The sequence below is a fragment of the Pseudomonas izuensis genome (assembly GCF_002356535.2).
Taxonomy (GTDB): domain Bacteria; phylum Pseudomonadota; class Gammaproteobacteria; order Pseudomonadales; family Pseudomonadaceae; genus Aquipseudomonas; species Aquipseudomonas izuensis.
The window spans coordinates 5,902,274-5,921,776 of record NZ_AP017423.2 but is presented as its reverse complement, the minus strand read 5'-3'; the positions used below and the strand labels follow the sequence as shown (position 1 = coordinate 5,921,776).

At 59.6% G+C, this 19,503-nt stretch carries 13 protein-coding genes; 6 read left to right on the top strand and 7 right to left on the bottom strand.

Annotated elements, in window-relative coordinates:
- Positions 1–40: 40 nt before the first annotated feature.
- Positions 41–454, bottom strand: a complete 414-nt coding sequence (gene mscL, locus LAB08_RS26455; RefSeq protein WP_008028892.1) for a large-conductance mechanosensitive channel protein MscL — start codon at positions 452–454, stop codon at positions 41–43.
- Positions 455–1,025: 571 nt separating this feature from the next.
- On the opposite strand from mscL, the gene radA reads away from it, so the two are divergent.
- Positions 1,026–2,393, top strand: a complete 1,368-nt coding sequence (gene radA, locus LAB08_RS26450) for a DNA repair protein RadA (RefSeq protein WP_096515030.1) — start codon at positions 1,026–1,028, stop codon at positions 2,391–2,393.
- A 781-nt stretch (positions 2,394–3,174) separates the two neighbouring features.
- On the opposite strand, the gene LAB08_RS26445 is transcribed toward radA, so the two are convergent.
- Positions 3,175–3,543, bottom strand: a complete 369-nt coding sequence (locus LAB08_RS26445) for a PilZ domain-containing protein (protein ID WP_096515032.1) — start codon at positions 3,541–3,543, stop codon at positions 3,175–3,177.
- Between the two features lie 157 nt (positions 3,544–3,700).
- Here LAB08_RS26445 and LAB08_RS26440 point away from each other — a divergent pair, with 157 nt between their 5' ends.
- The 3 genes from LAB08_RS26440 (at position 3,701) to yjiA (ending at position 7,122) form a co-directional block, all read left to right on the top strand.
- A complete protein-coding gene (locus LAB08_RS26440) occupies positions 3,701–5,767 on the top strand; it encodes a carbon starvation CstA family protein (protein ID WP_096515034.1) in 2,067 nt (688 codons plus the stop codon).
- Positions 5,768–5,781: 14 nt separating this feature from the next.
- Positions 5,782–5,979 carry a YbdD/YjiX family protein gene (locus tag LAB08_RS26435; RefSeq protein WP_096515036.1) on the top strand — a complete coding sequence of 66 codons (198 nt, stop codon included), beginning with the start codon at positions 5,782–5,784 and terminating at the stop codon, positions 5,977–5,979.
- A gap of 171 nt (positions 5,980–6,150) precedes the next feature.
- The gene (yjiA, locus tag LAB08_RS26430; RefSeq protein WP_096515038.1) at positions 6,151–7,122 is read left to right on the top strand and encodes a GTPase; all 972 of its coding nucleotides are present in this window, start codon (positions 6,151–6,153) and stop codon (positions 7,120–7,122) included.
- Between the two features lie 91 nt (positions 7,123–7,213).
- Here the strand turns inward: yjiA and glyA are convergent, their stop codons facing one another.
- Both glyA and LAB08_RS26420 read right to left on the bottom strand, forming a co-directional pair.
- Positions 7,214–8,467, bottom strand: a complete 1,254-nt coding sequence (glyA, locus tag LAB08_RS26425) for a serine hydroxymethyltransferase (RefSeq protein ID WP_008022534.1) — start codon at positions 8,465–8,467, stop codon at positions 7,214–7,216.
- Between the two features lie 232 nt (positions 8,468–8,699).
- Positions 8,700–12,548 (bottom strand): sensor domain-containing protein, encoded by a 3,849-nt coding sequence (locus LAB08_RS26420; protein ID WP_096515040.1) that lies wholly within the window; start codon positions 12,546–12,548, stop codon positions 8,700–8,702.
- A gap of 286 nt (positions 12,549–12,834) precedes the next feature.
- Between LAB08_RS26420 and ettA the strand changes: the two genes are divergently transcribed.
- Both ettA and gdhA read left to right on the top strand, forming a co-directional pair.
- The gene (gene ettA, locus LAB08_RS26415) at positions 12,835–14,499 is read left to right on the top strand and encodes an energy-dependent translational throttle protein EttA (RefSeq protein ID WP_096515042.1); all 1,665 of its coding nucleotides are present in this window, start codon (positions 12,835–12,837) and stop codon (positions 14,497–14,499) included.
- A 340-nt stretch (positions 14,500–14,839) separates the two neighbouring features.
- Positions 14,840–16,177 carry an NADP-specific glutamate dehydrogenase gene (gdhA, locus tag LAB08_RS26410; protein WP_096515044.1) on the top strand — a complete coding sequence of 446 codons (1,338 nt, stop codon included), beginning with the start codon at positions 14,840–14,842 and terminating at the stop codon, positions 16,175–16,177.
- Here the strand turns inward: gdhA and LAB08_RS26405 are convergent.
- The 3 genes from LAB08_RS26405 to LAB08_RS26395 form a co-directional block, all read right to left on the bottom strand.
- Positions 16,174–16,668, bottom strand: coding sequence for a GreA/GreB family elongation factor (locus LAB08_RS26405; protein WP_096515046.1), 495 nt, complete (start codon positions 16,666–16,668; stop codon positions 16,174–16,176). The genes gdhA and LAB08_RS26405 overlap by 4 nt on opposite strands.
- Positions 16,669–16,730: 62 nt before the next feature.
- Positions 16,731–18,584 carry an Lnb N-terminal periplasmic domain-containing protein gene (locus LAB08_RS26400; RefSeq protein WP_096515048.1) on the bottom strand — a complete coding sequence of 618 codons (1,854 nt, stop codon included), beginning with the start codon at positions 18,582–18,584 and terminating at the stop codon, positions 16,731–16,733.
- 128 nt (positions 18,585–18,712) lie between these two features.
- Positions 18,713–19,201: a DUF3015 domain-containing protein gene (locus LAB08_RS26395; RefSeq protein ID WP_096515049.1), complete on the bottom strand. Its 489-nt coding sequence runs from the start codon at positions 19,199–19,201 to the stop codon at positions 18,713–18,715.
- Positions 19,202–19,503 lie beyond the last annotated feature (302 nt).

Here is a 19,503-nt window from a genome sequence, read left to right as displayed (position 1 = left end):
AAACGGCGCCCTCAAGGCGCCGTTTTTTTCGCTCAAACGCTCAAGGTCGATTGTTCTGGGCTTTGAGCAGGTCACGGATCTCACCCAGCAGCTCTTCTTCCTTGGTCGGTACTGGTGGCAGGGTAGGGGCGACAGCCTCTTCGCGCTTCAGGCGGTTGATGGCCTTGACGCCCATGAAGATTGCAAAGGCGACGATGATGAAGTCGATCATGCTCTGAATGAACTTGCCGTAGGCCAGCACCACCGCCGGGGCGTCACCGCTGGCGGCCTTGAGCGTAATGGCCAGGTCACTGAAGTCTACCCCGCCGATCAGCAAACCGATGGGAGGCATGACCACGTCACCCACAAACGACGAAACAATCTTGCCGAAGGCTGCGCCGATGATGATGCCGACGGCCATGTCGACCACATTGCCTTTGACCGCGAAGGCCTTGAACTCATTTAGCACGCCCATAGGTTATTTCCTTGTTACGGATGAGGTTGGTGAAGGCAGTGTAAATCAGACAATCACATCTTGCTCGATTCACCGGCCTCAAAGCTGCCTGCTATCGGCCGACGCGCCGGGGAAAGTTCGCAAAAAGTCATCAGTACAGGGTGAATGGAGTCGGGGCTCGCACATTCATTTCATGATCATGCCCGTTCTTTTTTTTCAGCCCATTGTTTTGTATAGGAGGTTGGAGGGAGTGGGTAGGCCAAATATAAATTAATTTTCATTTGAGGTTTGCCTGAAGAAATAGAACTCGATATTCAGGATTGAGAGCAGGCCGGTGGGTTTTAAGTATGAGTGGTGTTTGGGGTTCATGTTTATACTCAGTTGTACTTAAGAGCGGTAGCTGTCGCAGACGTGTACAAGTTATTGGGGCGGAGTTGGGTGGTCGATCCGTACAGTGGTACAAGTTTCGGAACTTGCTACTGGCGAACTGCATTAAGACATCCAAATAAGATATTACCGACGACTCGTCTGCAACACGTCGCGCCGACCCGTCTCACCTGAGCTATCATCGCGGTTTTTGCCGGGAGTTCAGATGGCCAAGGCCAAGCGCATGTACGGCTGCACCGAGTGCGGCTCAACCTTCCCGAAGTGGGCCGGTCAATGCGGCGAATGCGGCGCCTGGAACACGCTGACCGAAACCATGGTGGAAAGCGGCGGGGCGGCGGCTCCCGGCGGTCGTACCGGTTGGGCCGGCCAACAGGCGCAGATCAAGACTCTGGCTGAAGTCAGCGTCGAAGAGATACCGCGCTTTTCCACCGTATCCAGCGAACTGGATCGGGTATTGGGCGGGGGGCTCGTCGACGGTTCCGTGGTGTTGATCGGCGGTGACCCCGGCATCGGCAAATCGACCATTTTGTTGCAGACCTTGTGCAACCTGGCCAAGAGCATGCCGGCCCTCTACGTCACCGGTGAAGAATCCCAGCAACAAGTGGCCATGCGCGCCCGACGCCTGGGCTTGCCTCAGGACCAACTGCGGGTCATGACCGAAACCTGCATCGAAACCATCATCGCCACGGCCCGACAGGAAAAACCCAAGGTCATGGTGATCGATTCGATCCAGACGATTTTCACCGAGCAACTGCAATCGGCACCGGGTGGCGTTTCCCAGGTGCGCGAAAGCGCGGCCTTGCTGGTGCGCTATGCCAAGCAGAGTGGCACGGCGATTTTCCTTGTCGGCCACGTGACCAAGGAAGGCGCATTGGCCGGGCCGCGGGTGCTGGAGCACATGGTCGACACCGTGCTGTATTTCGAGGGCGAATCCGACGGACGTTTGCGTTTATTGCGGGCCGTGAAAAACCGTTTCGGCGCGGTCAACGAATTGGGTGTGTTCGGCATGACTGACAAGGGCCTGAAAGAAGTCTCCAACCCATCGGCGATTTTTCTGACCCGTGCTCAGGAAGAAGTCCCGGGCAGTGTGGTCATGGCAACGTGGGAGGGCACACGGCCGATGCTGGTGGAAGTGCAGGCATTGGTGGATGACAGCCATTTGGCCAACCCGCGTCGGGTGACGCTGGGGCTGGATCAGAATCGTCTGGCGATGTTGCTGGCGGTGCTGCATCGTCACGGCGGTATCCCCACCCACGATCAGGACGTGTTCCTCAACGTGGTCGGCGGCGTGAAGGTGCTGGAAACGGCGTCCGACCTGGCGTTGATGGCGGCGGTGATGTCCAGTTTGCGCAACCGGCCACTGCCCCATGATTTGCTGGTGTTTGGTGAGGTGGGGTTGTCTGGCGAAGTGCGTCCGGTGCCAAGCGGCCAGGAGCGCCTGAAGGAAGCGGCCAAGCACGGTTTCAAGCGTGCCATCGTGCCGAAGGGCAATGCGCCGAAAGAGGCCCCGCCCGGGTTGCAGATCATTGCCGTCACCCGACTGGAGCAGGCGCTCGACGCATTGTTCGAATAAGCACAGCGCTTTGTAGGCGCTGGCTAGCCAGCGAAAGCGGTGTGTCATTCAACATTCATGTCGACTGACACGCCCCCTTCGCGAGCAGGCTCGCTCCCACAATGGACCGTGGTGGGGCCCGGATTGCATAAGCAAGACCAATCCCCTGTGGGAGCCTGCTCGCGACGAGGCCAGCACATCCAACACCTATGCCGACTGATCCACCGCCTTCGCGAGCAGGCTCGCTCCCACAATGGACAGTGGTGGGGCCCGGATTGCCTAAGCAAGACCAATCCCCTGTGGGAGCCTGCTCGCGACGAGGCCAGCACATCCAACACCTATGCCGACTGATCCACCGCCTTCGCGAGCAGGCTCGCTCCCACAATGGACCGTGGTGGGGCCCGGATTGCATAAGCAAGACCAATCCCCTGTGGGAGCCTGCTCGCGACGAGGCCAGCACATCCAACATCTATGCCGACTGATCCACCGCCTTCGCGAGCAGGCTCGCTCCCACAATGGACAGTGGCGGGGCCCGGATTGCCTAAGCAAGACCAATCCCCTGTGGGAGCGAGCCTGCTCGCGAAGAGGCCAGCACATCCAACACCTATACCGACTGACCCACCGCCTTCGCGAGCAGGCTCACTCCCACAATGGACAGTGGTGGGGCCCGGATTGCATGGGCAACGCAAACCCTCTGTGGGAGCGAGCCTGCTCGCGAAGAGGCCAGCACATCCAACACCCATGCCGACTGACCCACCCCCTTCGCGAGCAGGCTCGCTCCCACATTGGAATCATAGGGCCGTCAGACCTCGATCAAGGCACCCAACTCCCGCTCAAGCTCCCGCGGATCACCCAGATTGAATTCAATCAATCGCCGCAGGCGCTCAATGGACTCCAAACTGATGTGGCGGCAGACAAACCCGAGCTGGCCATGGTCTTCATGGGCCAGTTGCACATCCATTTCGATGTCGATGTCTTCGCTCAGATGAATGTCGACAAAAAAATCTTGCTTCGGATTACCCAGCCACGGTTCAGGCCGCTCGATCAGCAGCCCCTTGAGCGACAGATCGATCAGCTTCACCGGCCAGATGAACGCCCCCTGGCTCAGCTCGGTTTTGGCATCGAACGCAATACGTTTGAAGCGGCGGCGATCGGCAGGGTGTTCGCTCATGGCGCAATCCTCTAGATGTTCGCTGACTATAGACCCGCCTTGTTAGAACCTGCCAGCAGGACAGGGCTCTAGACCAATGTTGGGGTATGGCCTTTGTTGTCAGGAGAGCTAAACTCGGGGTGGTTGTCTTTCTGTCCACTCTGGCTGGAATAATAAAATGAAAAATAATAATAGCCCGCTACGCCACTTACCCTGGCTGGTGCTGGCAATCGTTGGGGCCTGTGCCCTCGGGGTAGTGGCATTGCGCCGAGGTGAGGCGATCAACGCCTTGTGGATTGTGGTCGCTGCCGTGGCTATCTATCTGGTCGCGTATCGCTACTACAGCCTGTTCATCGCTAACAATGTGATGCAACTCGACCCGCGACGGGCCACCCCCGCCGTGCTCAACAACGATGGTCTGGACTACGTTCCAACCAACAAACACATTCTCTTCGGTCACCACTTCGCGGCCATCGCCGGTGCGGGGCCGCTGGTCGGTCCGGTCCTGGCAGCGCAGATGGGCTACCTGCCCGGTACGCTGTGGCTGATCGCCGGCGTGGTGCTGGCCGGTGCCGTGCAGGACTTCATGGTCCTGTTCATGTCCACCCGCCGCAACGGCCGCTCGCTCGGCGACATGGTCCGTGAAGAAATGGGCCGCATCCCCGGCACCATTGCGCTGTTCGGCTGCTTCCTGATCATGATCATCATCCTCGCGGTATTGGCGCTGATCGTGGTCAAGGCCCTGGCCGAAAGCCCATGGGGGATTTTCACGGTGATGGCGACCATCCCGATCGCGATGTTCATGGGCATTTACATGCGCTACATCCGTCCGGGCCGCATCGGTGAAATCTCCGTGGTCGGCGTATTGCTGTTGCTGGGTTCGATCTGGCTGGGCGGGCAGATTGCCGCCGACCCGGTGTGGGCCAAGGCGTTCACCTTCAATGGCGTGCAGATTACCTGGATGCTGATCGGCTACGGTTTTGTCGCTGCCTCGTTACCGGTGTGGCTGATTCTGGCGCCCCGTGACTACCTGTCCACTTTCCTGAAAATCGGCACCATCGTCGCCTTGGCGATCGGCATCCTGATCACCATGCCCGAGCTGAAAATGCCGGCCCTGACCCAATTCGTCGACGGCACCGGCCCAGTGTGGAAGGGCGGCCTGTTCCCGTTCCTGTTCATCACCATTGCCTGTGGTGCAGTCTCCGGTTTCCATGCGCTGATTTCCTCCGGCACCACGCCCAAGCTGCTGGATAACGAGACCAATGCTCGTTACATCGGTTACGGCGGCATGCTGATGGAATCCTTCGTGGCCATCATGGCCATGGTCGCCGCGTCGGTGATCGAGCCCGGCGTGTATTTCGCCATGAACAGCCCGGCCGCCGTGGTCGGCGGCGATGTGGTGGCCGTGGCGACAGCCGTCAGCAACTGGGGCTTCGCGATTACACCGGAGGCGCTGCAAGCGGTGGCCCATGACATCGGGGAAACCACCGTCCTCGCCCGGGCCGGTGGTGCACCGACCCTGGCGGTCGGTATCGCGCAGATCCTGCACAGTGTGCTGCCGGGTGAAAACACCATGGCGTTCTGGTACCACTTCGCGATCCTGTTCGAAGCCCTGTTCATCCTGACGGCGGTGGACGCCGGTACCCGTGCCGGGCGTTTCATGCTGCAGGACTTGCTCGGCTCTTTTGTACCGGCGCTACAACGCACTGAATCCTGGGCCGCCAACCTGATCGCCACCGCCGGTTGTGTAGCCATGTGGGGTTGGCTGCTGTATCAAGGCGTGATCGATCCGCTGGGTGGCATCAACACCCTGTGGCCGCTGTTCGGCATCTCCAACCAGATGCTGGCCGGTATCGCGCTGATGCTCGGCACGGTGGTCCTGATCAAAATGAAACGCCAACGCTATATCTGGGTGACCTTACTGCCAGCGGTATGGCTGCTGATCTGCACCACCACCGCCGGCTTCATCAAGCTGTTCGACGCCAACCCGGCGATCGGCTTTCTGTCGCTGGCGAAAAAATACAGCGATGCCCTGGCCAATGGTCAGATCCTCGCCCCGGCCAAGGACATCACGCAGATGCAGCACGTGATCTTCAACGCCTACACCAACGCCACCCTGACCGCGCTGTTTCTGTTCGTGGTGTTCAGTATCCTGTTCTATGCACTCAAGGTCGGCATTGCCTCCTGGGGTAAAAAAGAACGCACGGATAAAGAATCACCCTTCCAGGCGCTACCGGATGCGTGATCGAGGAATGCAGCATGTTCAATGACCTGAGTCGCCTCGGAAAATACCTCGGTCAGGCCGCGCGCCTGATGGTGGGCATGCCCGACTACGACAACTACGTCGAGCACATGCACAGCAAACACCCGGACAAACCGGTGATGAGCTATGAGGCGTTCTTCCGCGAGCGCCAGGAAGCCCGTTACGGTGGCAAGGGTGGGCCGAAGTGCTGTTGATCTGTTAGACAGGTCATGATGTAAAGCGAAAACCTGTGGGAGCGAGCCTGCTCGCGAAGAGGTCGTATCAGTCAACATGAATGTTGAATGACACACCGCTTTCGCGAGCAGGCTCGCTCCCACAATTGTTTAGTGTTGCTTCCTAATTTTCTGCTAACAGGAGATCCGCTTTTGTCCTCTCCCATCCCTGTAACGATCCTCAGCGGCTTCCTCGGCGCCGGCAAAACCACGCTGTTGCGCCACCTGCTCAAAGCCGAGCACGGCCTGAAAATCGCCGTGATCGAAAACGAATTCAGTGACGCCGGTATCGACACCCAATTGCTGGGTGACGAGCCGGTGCAAGTGATGACGCTGTCCAATGGCTGCGTCTGCTGCACCATCCACACCGACCTGACAAAGGCTCTGTACCTGCTGCTCGAACGCCTGGACAGCGGAGAAATCGCCTTCGATCGCCTGGTGATCGAATGCACGGGTCTGGCTGACCCGGCACCCGTGGCGCAAACGTTCTTTATCGACGAAGAGCTGCGCGAGCGTTACATCCTCGACGGCATCATCACCCTGGTGGATGCGGCGCATGCCGACCAACACCTGACCCAAACCATCGCCCAGGCACAGATCGGTTTCGCCGACCGCCTACTGGTCAGCAAGCGCGATCTGGTGGACGAGCCGGCCTTCATCGCGTTGAGTGAGCGTCTGACTCGCATCAACCGCCGCGCGCCCATTCGTGTGGTTGACCACGGCAAGATCGATCTGGCCGAACTGCTCGACGTGCGTGGTTTCAATCTCAATGCCGACCTTGGTGGAGGTGTGAGCTTGCGTCCAGTCAGCACCGCACCCTCCGTCGACCGCATTTCCAGCTTGGTGCTACGCACCGACAAACCGCTGGATATCGACAAACTCAGCGAATTCATGAACGAGCTGCTGGAAGACCATGGCAAGCAATTGCTGCGGTACAAGGGAGTGCTGAACATCCTGGGCGAACCACGCCGCATGGTGTTTCAGGGCGTGCTGAAGCTTTATGGATTCGACTGGGACACGGAGTGGGAGAACGATGAGGCACGAGAAAGCGTAATCGTGTTCATCGCCGATGATTTGCCGGAAGAGAAAATCCGTGAAGGCTTTTCACGTGTTGCGGCCGAGTAGCGTCAAACAGTCAGGATCTGCAATTGTCGCGAGCAAAAAAAACCGGCCATCTCTGGCCGGTTTTTTTATTGCTGCGGTTTAGCGGGGCTGATTAAGCACCGTACACCGGCAGCTTCTTGCAGATGGCTTTGACTTTCTCACGAACGGCGTCGATCACCGCTTCGTTGTTCAGGTCAGCCAGGATGTCGCAGATCCAGCCGGCCAGTTCCTTGCACTCTGCTTCCTTGAAGCCGCGAGTGGTCACAGCCGGAGTGCCGAAGCGCAGGCCGGAAGTGACGAACGGGGAGCGTGGGTCGTTTGGCACGGAGTTTTTGTTCACGGTGATGAATGCCTTGCCCAGAGCGGCGTCAGCGTCCTTACCGGAGATTTCCTGTTTGATCAGCGACAGCAGGAACAGGTGGTTTTCAGTACCGCCGGAGACCACGTCGAAACCGCGCTCGATGAACACGCTGGCCATGGCCTGGGCGTTTTTCACCACTTGTTGCTGGTAAGCCTTGAACTCAGGCTGCAGCGCTTCCTTGAAGCAAATCGCTTTAGCCGCGATCACGTGCTCCAGCGGGCCGCCCTGGGCACCCGGGAATACTGCGGAGTTCAGCTTCTTCTCGATGTCGGCGTTGGCGCGAGCCAGGATCAGGCCGCCACGTGGACCGCGCAGGGTCTTGTGGGTGGTGGTGGTCACGACGTCAGCGAACGGAACCGGGTTCGGGTAGACGCCAGCGGCGACCAGACCGGCCACGTGGGCCATGTCGACGAACAGGTAAGCGCCAACCTTGTCGGCGATTGCGCGGAAGCGCGGGAAGTCCAGGATCTGCGAGTAGGCAGAGAAGCCGGCCACGATCATTTTCGGCTTGTGCTCGACAGCCAGGCGCTCGACTTCGTCGTAGTCGATCAGGCCGTTGGCGTCGATGCCGTACTGGATGGCGTTGTACAGCTTGCCCGACGAGGAAACGCTGGCACCGTGGGTCAGGTGACCGCCATGGGCCAGGCTCATGCCCAGGATGGTGTCGCCGGCCGACAGCAGGGCCAGGTAAACGGCGCTGTTGGCTTGCGAGCCGGCGTGCGGCTGGACGTTGGCGTAATCGGCGCCGAACAGCTCTTTGGCGCGATCGATTGCCAGCTGCTCGACGACGTCGACGTACTCGCAACCACCGTAGTAGCGCTTGCCCGGGTAACCTTCGGCGTACTTGTTGGTCAGTACCGAGCCTTGAGCTTCCATCACCGCGGGGCTGGTGTAGTTTTCCGAAGCGATCAGCTCAATGTGCTCTTCCTGGCGCTGAGCTTCTTGCTCCATGGCGGCAAAGAGATCGGCGTCGTACTTGGCAATAGTCAAATCACGGCTGAACATGGCGGTCCTCAAGGATCGGGGGCAGAAAAGGGGGGCATTCTACCCCATCGGGTTTTAGATGGCATATGAAACGGCATCATGTCGCAGACAAGTGGGCTTCATGACTGACATGCGGCGCCTGTGCAGGCCCCATCGCTGGCAAGCCAGCTCCCACAATGTCCGTGTTTCAGCCATGAATATTGATCCACGGCGGGACCCTGTGGGAGCTGGTCTGCTGCCTCACTGCAAAACCTCAGTCAAACATGAACAGCGCATCATTGCTGAACTGCAGTTCGAACTTGTTCGCCGGCATCGGGTGGCCGAACAGATAACCCTGAACCTCGTCACAGCCGTGCTCCCTCAGGAAATCAAGCTGCTCGTGGGTTTCGACGCCCTCGGCGATGACCGCGAGGTTGAGGCTGTGGGCCATGGCGATGATCGCCCGGGCAATCTGCGCATCCTGTTCACCCGACGGCAGGCCATCGACGAAGGTGCGGTCGATTTTCAGCACGTCGATCGGGAACTGCTTGAGGTAGTTGAGCGATGAGTAACCCGTACCGAAGTCGTCGACCGCAATGCTCAACCCGAGATTCTTCAGGCCATCGAGAATATGCATCGCTTCGCTGACCTCGCGCATCAGGATACTTTCGGTCAGTTCCAGTTCCAGGCACGCCGGCGGCAGGCCGGTGTCCTTGAGGATGGTGGCGATCCGCGTACCGAGCTGGCCGTCGGAGAACTGCCGCGCCGAAATGTTCACCGACACCTTCGGGACGCGTACTTTGGCCTGATGCCAGGTCTTGAGCTGGCGGCAGGCTTCGCTGATCACCCAATCGCCCACATCCACGACCAGGCCGAGTTCTTCGAGTACCGGAATGAAGTCTCCCGGCGGTACCAGGCCACGGCGCGGATGACGCCAGCGCAATAGCGCCTCGGCACCGGTCAGGCGTTTGCCGTCGCCGCTGAATTGCGGCTGATAAAACAACACGAACTCGTTCTGTTCCAGGGCATGGCGCAAGTCGCTTTCCAGTTCCAGACGCTCCAGGGCGCTGGCGTTCATGTCCGCCTGATAGAACTGGAAGTTGTTCTTGCCGCGCTCCTTGGCGTGGTACATGGCGGTGTCGGCGTTCTTCATCAATTGGCTGAGTTCGTCGCCATCCTGCGGGCTCAAGGCGATGCCGATACTGGCGGTGACAAAGAACTCGCGACCTTCGAGCACGAACGGTTTCACCAGGCTGGCGAGAATCTGTTCCGCCACGTGAATCGCCCGGTTCAGGGCGATCTCACGGTTGATCCGCGGTTGCAGGAGCAAGGTGAACTCGTCGCCACCCATGCGTGCCACCGTGTCGTCATCGTCGACACAACCGAGCAGGCGCGTGGCCATTTCCTTGAGCATGCGGTCGCCGGCGGCGTGACCCAGGGAGTCGTTGATCGGCTTGAAGCGGTCGAGGTCAAGGAACATCAACACCACCCAGGATTTTTGCCGGTCGGCCGCTTGCAACGCAGTGTGCAGGCGGTCCTGGAACAGTGTGCGGTTGGGCAGGTGCGTCAGGGCGTCGTAATAGGCGAGGCGATGGATCCGTTGCTCACTGGCCTTGCGTTCGCTGATGTCGCTGAAGAAGCAGACGTAACTGGCCAGATCGCCTTCGTCGTCCAGCACTGCGGTAATGCCGACCCACGCAGGGTAATGCTCGCCATTGCGGCGTTTGAGCCAGACTTCGCCTTCCCAGGTGCTGTTCTGGTTCAGTTGCTTGAGCACGTAGCGCAGATGGGCTTCCTGCTGCTCGTCGACGGTCAGTATGTTCGGCAACTGGTCGAGCACCTGTTCAACCGCATACCCGCTGACGCGGCTGAAGGCCTCGTTGGCCTGGACAATGTAGCCGGCGGGGTCGGTGATCAGGATCGCCGAAGTCGAGTGTTCAAAAACCGTAGCGGCCATGCGCAGGTCTTTTTCGGCACGGCGTTGCTGGCTGATGTCGCGGCCGACACCTAATACGCCTTCGAATGCGCCGTGTTCATCCCAGACCAGCACCAGCCGCAGCTCGATGGGTATCTTGCGCCCATCGGCCCGCAGGCAGTCGAACAGGAACAATTGGGTCTGTCCCTGGTTGCGCAACAGTGCCAGTTGCTCGGGATGATCAAGCGCTTTGCTGACCCGCTCCATCAGGCTATAGATGCCTGTCAATTGTTGCGGGTTGGCAATGGTCGATTGCCAACCGTTCTGGAAAATCCACTCGGCGTCGTAACCCAGCACGGTTTGCACCGATGGGCTGACATAGTTGAGCGACATGCGGTTGTCGGTGGAGAAAATCACATCGCTGATGCTTTCGGCGAGCATCCGGTAGCGCTGCTCGCTATCGCGCAGGGACTCACTGGCTTCGATCTGCTCGGTGACGTCCTTGGCCACGCCAATGATGCGGATCACCTGGTCGTGCCCGTCTCGCGCCAGTGCCTGTTCACGAATGTCGAAGCGGCGCCATTCGCCGTCCCGGTGACGGAAGCGCAACTGGCATTGCATCAATTGGCTGTAGCCACCTTGCCGCTGGACCTGGCGCGAGCGGTGATAATAGTCGGCATCGTCGGGGTGCAGGAGGATTTCCCAGAAGTACTCGCCCATTTGCTGCAATTCGGTGCGGTTGTAGCCCAGGGTCTGGCCCAGATGGTGGTTGCTGTAGATCATGCGCTGGCTGATCACGTCCTGCACGTACAGGTGATCGGGGACGGTGCGCACCACATCGGACCAGAATCCTTCGCGTTCCTGCAGCGACAACTCGATGAGCTTGCGGCTGGTGATGTCGGTGATGCTCAGGATCACCGCTTTATAGTCTTCGGGGCTTTGCGGCAGGCGCAGCACCAGCCACAGGTGCTGGTCGCGGCCCATGGCATCCTGGAGTTTGATCTCCAGCTCAAGTTGTTGCTGCTGGTTGAACACCGCTTCGAGCACTTGATTGCCGATGGCGCTGCCATCGAGCGGGTTGCCGTCGATCAGCAAGTCCCAGGCTTGCCCGCAGGTGCTGACATTGAGCAGCTGCAGGGCCACCTGGTTGACTTCGGTAATCCGCAACGCCAGCAGTAACTGCAGGCGTTGTTCCGGGTCCTCGAGCCAAGGTTGCAGTTGCTCGTTGCCTTGCAGCCGAGCCTTGTCGAACGTGCTCTTGAGGCCGGACATGTCGAGTACGCACAGCGCAACGCCGGTGCCTTCGAAAATCTCCTGATAGCGCCGACGACCCTCATGCAACTGTCGCTGACGTCGGCGCATGTTCAGCAGGACGATAAACGGCAACATGGAAAAGGCCAGGCCCAGCAGGCATTTGCCGATGAAGGCCGGTAGCAGCTCTTCGAGCACACGCTGGCGATCGAACAGACCGCGCAGTTGCCAGTCGCTGCTACTCAGCGGAACGGTCAGTACGCTATTGCCCAGGTCGTCCTGGGTCAGCGTGCCCGGGTTGACCAGCGGCAGTGCTTCATCGCGGCTGATGATCTGGTGGTTGTAGCGGTTCTCCACCAGCCACTGCGGACGGCCATCGGTCTCGTTCAGTCGGGTCAGTGATGAAAAAAACGTTGGTTTGAGGCGCAAGGCCCAGTAGCCACGAGTGCTGCCGCTGACCTGATGCAACAGCAGATGCACCACCGAGCCATCAATGGCATTGCTGAAGTAATGAGGCTGGGCATGACTGCGCCGGACCAGTTCACTCAAGTAGTCGGCGTCTTCACTATTGGTGGCGCTGTCCTTGAGGATGGTCCCGGAGGGGCTGAGCAGGGCCAGGCTGGTCAGGTCCGGCAAGGATTTTTGCAGCTTGCGCAGGAGCTCCTGCTGTTCGTCGGTACTTTGCGGCTGTTCGACGATCGGTAGCAGGTTAAGGGCAATCTGCGCGTTGAGCGCCATGTTCTGGCTGACTTGCGCGGCCAGGTCGGCGGTGTAGTCGATGGTGTACTGCCGCTGGTTTTTCCGGGTCTCACGCAGTTGGTCCAGCAGTTGCCAGAACAGCAGTGCGAGCAACAACAGAACGAGTGTCGCCAGCGCACCTTTCAGAGTCCCGCGCAGGGGCGAACCAGGTGCCGCTGTCGGTACACTGGGGGTCAGGGACGGAGGGACATTGGACAAACTGTAATCCTGCGGTTTGGCTGGACTGGCGCGACATGCACTATAAGCCGGACGCCCGAAGGGCGGCTAGCATGCCTTGAGTTGTGGCAAAGTGCCAGCCCCGCTCGGCTGGACTGCCTCTCGTCATTAAGGTAGCTTTGCCGGTTACGCGGGAGCGTTCCAGTTCCTAAAATCAGGCTTTTTTCAGCGCGCACGCATTGGTTTCCATCAAGCGGTCAACGCGCAAGGTCTGGCCGGGCATCGCCTGCGCTCTATTCATTCATCAGTCACTGACCCTAGGTTCTCCATGGCTCAATACGTATTCACCATGCATCGGCTGGGCAAAGTTGTTCCGCCGAAGCGGGAAATCCTGAAAAACATCTCCCTGTCGTTCTTCCCCGGCGCCAAGATCGGCGTGCTCGGCCTCAACGGTTCGGGTAAATCCACGCTGCTGAAAATCATGGCAGGCGTCGACACCGAGTTCGACGGCGAAGCCCGTCCGATGCCGGACCTGAACATTGGTTATCTGCCGCAAGAGCCGCAACTTGATCCGACCAAGACCGTGCGTGAAGTGGTCGAGGAAGCAGTCAGCGTGATCAAGGACGCCCAGGCGCGTCTGGACGAGGTCTACGCGGCTTATGCCGATCCGGATGCCGACTTCGACAAACTGGCTGCCGAGCAAGCCAAGCTGGAAGCGATCCTGCAAGCCAGCGACGGTCACAACCTGGAGCGTCAGCTGGAAGTCGCCGCCGATGCGCTGCGCCTGCCGGCCTGGGAGGCCAAGGTCGAACACCTTTCCGGTGGTGAAAAGCGTCGCGTGGCCCTGTGCCGCCTGCTGCTGTCCGCCCCCGACATGCTGCTGCTCGACGAGCCGACCAACCACCTGGACGCCGACTCCGTCGCCTGGCTTGAGCACTTCCTGCACGATTTCCCGGGCACCGTCGTCGCGATCACGCACGACCGTTACTTCCTGGACAACGTCGCAGGCTGGATCCTGGAACTCGACCGCGGCGCGGGCATTCCTTACGAGGGCAACTACTCGGGTTGGCTGGAAGCCAAGTCCGATCGTCTGGCCCAGGAATCCAAACAGCAGTCGGCTCACGAAAAGGCCATGAAGGAAGAGCTGGAGTGGGTGCGCAAAGGCGCCAAGGCTCGCCAGTCGAAATCCAAGGCCCGTCTGCAACGCTTCGAAGAAATGCAATCGCAGGAATTCCAGAAGCGCAGCGAAACCAACGAGATCTACATCCCCGCCGGTCCGCGCCTGGGCGACAAGGTCATCGAATTCAAGAACGTCACCAAGGGCTACGGCGATCGCGTATTGATCGACAACCTGTCGTTCTCCATGCCTAAAGGCGCCATCGTCGGCGTGATCGGCGGTAACGGCGCGGGTAAATCCACGCTGTTCCGCATGCTGATGGGCAAGGAAACCCCGGATTCGGGCAGCATCGAAGTTGGCGAAACCGTGCAGCTCGCTTGCGTGGATCAGAGCCGTGAAGACCTGGACGGCAGCAAGACTGTGTTCCAGCAGATCTCCGACGGTTCCGACCAGATCCGCATCGGCAACTACGAGATCCCGTCGCGTACCTATGTCGGTCGCTTCAACTTCAAGGGCGGCGACCAGCAGAAGTTCGTCAAGGACTTGTCCGGTGGTGAGCGCGGTCGCTTGCACCTGGCCCTGACCCTGAAGGAGGGCGGCAACGTCCTGCTGCTCGACGAACCGTCCAACGACCTCGACGTCGAGACCCTGCGTTCCCTGGAAGAAGCCCTGCTGGACTTCCCGGGCGCCGCCATTGTGATCTCCCACGATCGGTGGTTCCTTGACCGCGTCGCGACTCACATCCTGGCGTACGAAGACGATTCGCAAGCGGTGTTCTTCGAAGGCAACTACACCGAGTACGAAGCCGATCGCAAAAAGCGTCTCGGCGAAGCGGCTGCCCAGCCACATCGTGTACGGCACAAGAAACTGGCCTGATTTGGGGTTGGTGGCATGAAAAAAGAACGGAGCCTTCGGGCTCCGTTTTTTTTTGCGCGGTTTTTCAGTGATGTCGCAGTGAGTCGATCGCGAGCAAGCTTTGCTCCCACACAACTGTAGGAGCAAAGCTTGCTCGCGATGGCGGTGTAACTGTTGGTGCATAACTCAAGGATGGCCTCCCTATTGGGGTGCAAAAACACCCGGAAAACAGGGCTAATTTATATCCTGTGCACCATTTAATTTCATAAAAGCGACACTTTGCTCTGTTCCTGTGCGCGAATCGTTTGTTACAGTCCGGCTCAATTTCTTCCAACGACAATAAATTTGCCGAGACTTTTCCATGATCGAATCCGTCGAATCCTTCCTTGCCCGCCTGAAAAAACGCGATCCGGACCAACCTGAATTTCACCAGGCTGTCGAAGAGGTCCTGCGCAGTTTGTGGCCTTTTCTCGAGGCCAATCCGCACTACCTGACTTCAGGCATTCTGGAGCGGATTTGCGAGCCGGAGCGGGCAATCGTGTTTCGGGTTTCCTGGGTCGACGATCACGGCAAGGTGCAGGTCAATCGCGGGTTCCGCATCCAGATGAACAGCGCCATCGGTCCATACAAGGGCGGGTTGCGCTTCCACCCTTCGGTGAACCTGGGTGTGTTGAAGTTCCTCGCGTTCGAGCAGACCTTCAAAAACTCGCTGACGTCGTTGCCCATGGGCGGTGGCAAGGGCGGTTCGGACTTCGATCCGAAAGGCAAAAGCGATGCGGAAGTCATGCGTTTCTGCCAGGCCTTCATGAGCGAGCTGTACCGTCACATCGGTGCCGACGTTGACGTGCCGGCGGGTGATATCGGTGTCGGCGCCCGCGAGATCGGTTTCCTGTTCGGCCAGTACAAGCGCCTGAGCAACCAGTTCACCAGCGTTCTGACCGGCAAGGGCCCGAGCTACGGCGGCAGCCTTATTCGCCCGGAGGCCACTGGTTTCGGTTGCGTGTACTTCGCCGAGGAAATGCTCAAGCGTCGCGGCCTGGCAGTCGAAGGCAAGCGCGTGGCGATTTCCGGTTCCGGCAACGTCGCGCAGTACGCAGCACGCAAGGTCATGGACTTGGGCGGTAAAGTGATTTCGCTGTCGGATTCCGAGGGCACGTTGTACTGCGAAAGCGGTTTGACCGAAGCACAATGGCAAGCACTGCTGGAACTGAAAAACGTCCAGCGCGGGCGGATCAGCGAACTGGCCGGCCGTTTCGGTCTGGAGTTCCTCGCCGGCCAGCACCCGTGGGGCCTGAGCTGCGACATCGCGCTGCCGTGCGCCACCCAAAACGAACTGGATGCCGATGCCGCTCGCGCGCTGCTGCGCAACGGCTGTATATGTGTGGCGGAAGGCGCAAACATGCCGACCACCCTTGAAGCGGTGGACCTGTTCATCGAGGCGGGCATCCTGTTCGCACCGGGCAAGGCGTCCAACGCCGGCGGGGTTGCCGTGAGCGGGCTGGAGATGTCGCAGAACGCCATGCGCCTGCTGTGGACCGGTGGTGAAGTGGACAGCAAGCTGCACGCAATCATGCAGTCGATCCACCATACTTGCGTGCATTACGGTGAAGAGAACGGCCAGGTCAACTACGTCAAGGGCGCGAACATCGCCGGTTTCGTCAAGGTCGCCGATGCCATGCTGGCCCAAGGCGTCGTCTAAGCCGGTTCGATGCGGATGACTTCGATCCGTTGATCGCCGGCCGGGCGTTGCCACAGCACCTCGTCACCGGGGTGCGCCCCGAGTAACGCCCGACCCAGCGGCGACCCCCAATTGATCAGGCCTTTGGCGGCAGCGGCCTGGTCTTCACCGACCAGTTGCACGCAGTGCTCGGTACCCTGTTCATCGGCGTAGGTGACCCGGCTGCCGATCTGGACCTTTGTGGTTGACGTCGCGGGCGGCACGACCTGGGCACTTTGCAGGCGTAGATGGAAATAGCGTAAGTCGCGTTCAAGGTTGGCCAACAGTTGTTTGTCAGCCTGATCGCCAAGTGCCGATTGCTCGCCATGCAGCACTTGCAACTCGGTAACCTTGTCTTGCAACAGGCTCAGGCCGGCAGGAGTGACGTAATTGGGTTGCCCGCTGACCTGCCGTTCGACCGGCTGATCGGTTTGCGCGGCAGCGTTGTCTTCATTGACGAAGGCGCGACTCATGGTGTTCTCCCGATAGGGGCTTGGGCCATGGTTGCAAGCTTTGCTCTTGCGAGTTTTGGCCGTCAATAGTGATACCACTTCACCTCAAGCATCACTTCGTTCCCGGGCGAGGCCAGATGACTGAATTCGCGCTGGGCACTCAGGCGCACGCCCAGGTTGCGTGACCATTCCCACTGCTGATTCAGGCTGACGCTGCGGCGCACTTCGCCATTGGTGAAAAAATCACCCCTGGTTTCCAGACTGAGGTTGCCCAGCGGGTTTTTCCACAACAGGCCCGTGTTGAAACCTGCCGCCGGCGCGATAAATCCGGCGAAATCATTGTTGTGCTCCACGCGCACGGTACCCAGGGCGAAACCCAGCATGTCGTCGCCCAGTTGCCAGGTGCCGCCGCCCCCGCCATTGACGTGGCTGACCAGATTCTCATCGCCATGCTTGCCCGGTACCCGCTCCAGGCCACCCGTGACTTGCCACGACAGTGGTTGCAGCAGCTCATTGCGCGGAGTCAGGGAGCGAATGGTCGCCAGGTCCAGTTGCTGCACCTGCCAGTCATTGCCTTCGTACTGACGCAGTTTCAGTTGCAGGATTTCGATTTGCGCGCCGAGGGGGAAGCTTTCGGCATTGTCGTTCAGGTCGTGATAGGCCATGCGCAGGCCATATTCGCCAAACGCGCGGTCGCCACGGGTGCCCAGGCCGGCCTGCCAGGTGCGGGATTCGTGGCCGTCCTCGGGCAGGCCGGGTTGTGGGATGTCCAGTTCCGGCGCCGGGTTCTGGTTGATTGCCCGCAACAATTCGAAACTGCGTTGCGCCCGTTGCGGGTCTCGTTCCTGGCCGTTGGCGCGGTAACGTTCCAGGCGATAGGCCGCGTCGACGATCAGCGCCTGGCGGTCACGGGGTTGTGCCTTGAATGCCGGGGTTTGCAGTTGTTTCTGGTCGGCGCTGACTTTCAGCGCCCACTGTTGTTCTTCTTCGGTCAGGGACTCGGCGCGATTCAGCAATTCCCGTTCGCGGGAAGGGCGGTATTGAATGGACTCCACCAGCCCGGCCTCCTTGACGGCTTTGACGGTGTCGGTGGGAATGGCGGTGAGCGGGAATTGTCCGGTCAGGCGCAGGCTCGGACGCGCCACTTGCAGCAGTTCCAACAGGCGATAGGAGCAGTTTTCGTCGAAGAAGAAGTAATCGAATTTGATCTGCTTCAACTCCCAGACGTGCTCGACCATGCGCTCGGTTTCGGCCTGAGTCAGGTTCAGGCGGTACTCCCACAGGTCACGGTTTTCCAGGCTGCGGTATTCCGAGAGTTTTTCCTGATAGGGCACAAGGGCAAACAGGCCGGGATAGCCGCCCATCAGGCCTTTCCAGGCGTAGAGGATGCTGTTGTCCGAGCCTTCGATGTACGCGCCGAAGTTGATCGCGTAACTGAGCAGCGACGTCTTGTCACGCTGCACATCTGCCTGATCGATGCGCAGCAGGGTATGGCCGAACATGGAGGATGGGCTGTTGAGGTAGGCCGCCGGGAAAATCATCACTGCACTATGGGGCGAGACGTCCTTGAACCACTGCTTGAACCCGGCGCAGTCCGGCGTCGGCAGGTCGGTCAGGTTGAGCTGCGCTTTCAGCCAGCGGGTACGCGCCGGGTAAACGCATTGTGCATGTCGTTCACCGGCACTGGCCGGGGCGTACAGCGCTTGTACGGTAGCCGCCAGTTCATGGTCAGGGTGTTCATTGCCATCGACGGCGAGGAAAAACTTCTTGTCGCTGACATAGCTGCGCCAGCCACCGAGCTTGGCAGTTTCGTAATGACCCAGGGAAATCCAGAAGGGGTCGTTGGCCAGTTGCTGCAAACGTTGATTGTCAATGTGAGGCGCGGCGGACAGCGGGGCGCAGACACAGAGCGCCAGCCAGGCAAGGCGTTTGAGCATAGTCAGCAACTTAAACAGGAAAAGAACAAAGCCCGGCGTTGATGATGCCGCTTGAAAGGCGTTACCCAAAGACGGACAGGTCCAAAAAAATAAAGCCCGCTTCCCCAAGAGAGGCGGGCGGGTCGAGCTTATGCTTGAGTGGCGTACTTCGCCAGACGCGGGTCGTTCTTCAGAACGGCCAGGGTATTGGTATGCACATCTTCCGCGGTCACATCCGCCTTACTGAAGATTTGCTGGAAGTGCTCGTGAGTGACGGCGGCGAAGTGCGCGCGATCTTCCGGCGCCACGCCCAGTACCACGGCGTAAGTGGTCAACGCTTCGCCCTGACCCTTGGCCATGTCTTCGGACAGCTCGTTCATCATGCCATTCATGGCAAACCAGGATTTGCCGCCATAGGTCAGCGCCGCGTTGGTGGCGCAACCGTTGGTGCCGGACGTCATGCCGAAGGTTGCGTTGCCGGAGGTGCCGTTGGTAGTGGATGCCAGGAAGTGAGCCGGAGTACCACGCTGACCTTCGAACAGCATGTTGCCCCAACCGCAATCCGGGCCGCCTGGCGCCTGAGCCATGGCGTTGATGGATACAGCGGTGAAGAGAGTACCGAGAAGAATCCGTTTCATAGCTTTGTTCTCTTTATGTGCGTACCAATGAACAAGGGTCTGGCCCGGCTCTGTACGCAAACTGCGAGGTTCGTACAGACCCAACGGCGCCATTTGGGCCGGTTATCAGTCCAGCCGCGCAGTTTGGAGTTTAGGCACGATCGCGCGGTTCCGTGATTTTTTGCAAAACATTCGATGAAAACGGTGATTTGGCGCCGCTCAACGCCGGGGTTTCGGCTTGTCTATGCTTTGGTCTGAGGCGCTCCTTGCCAGTCAGGCACGGGCGGCGCCAGAATGCCGCTATCTGCCCCGCCTGATGTAAG

Bases quoted from the DNA above. Each gene is read 5' to 3' on its own strand.
- LAB08_RS26400 (WP_096515048.1), bottom strand. From the start codon at position 18,584: ATGCTCAAACGCCTTGCCTGGCTGGCGCTCTGTGTCTGCGCCCCGCTG.
- LAB08_RS26440 (WP_096515034.1), top strand. From the start codon at position 3,701: ATGAAAAATAATAATAGCCCGCTACGCCACTTACCCTGGCTGGTGCTG.
- glyA (WP_008022534.1), bottom strand. From the start codon at position 8,467: ATGTTCAGCCGTGATTTGACTATTGCCAAGTACGACGCCGATCTCTTT.
- mscL (WP_008028892.1), bottom strand. From the start codon at position 454: ATGGGCGTGCTAAATGAGTTCAAGGCCTTCGCGGTCAAAGGCAATGTG.
- LAB08_RS26405 (WP_096515046.1), bottom strand. From the start codon at position 16,668: ATGAGTCGCGCCTTCGTCAATGAAGACAACGCTGCCGCGCAAACCGAT.
- LAB08_RS26435 (WP_096515036.1), top strand. From the start codon at position 5,782: ATGTTCAATGACCTGAGTCGCCTCGGAAAATACCTCGGTCAGGCCGCG.
- LAB08_RS26395 (WP_096515049.1), bottom strand. From the start codon at position 19,201: ATGAAACGGATTCTTCTCGGTACTCTCTTCACCGCTGTATCCATCAAC.
- gdhA (WP_096515044.1), top strand. From the start codon at position 14,840: ATGATCGAATCCGTCGAATCCTTCCTTGCCCGCCTGAAAAAACGCGAT.
- radA (WP_096515030.1), top strand. From the start codon at position 1,026: ATGGCCAAGGCCAAGCGCATGTACGGCTGCACCGAGTGCGGCTCAACC.
- ettA (WP_096515042.1), top strand. From the start codon at position 12,835: ATGGCTCAATACGTATTCACCATGCATCGGCTGGGCAAAGTTGTTCCG.
- LAB08_RS26445 (WP_096515032.1), bottom strand. From the start codon at position 3,543: ATGAGCGAACACCCTGCCGATCGCCGCCGCTTCAAACGTATTGCGTTC.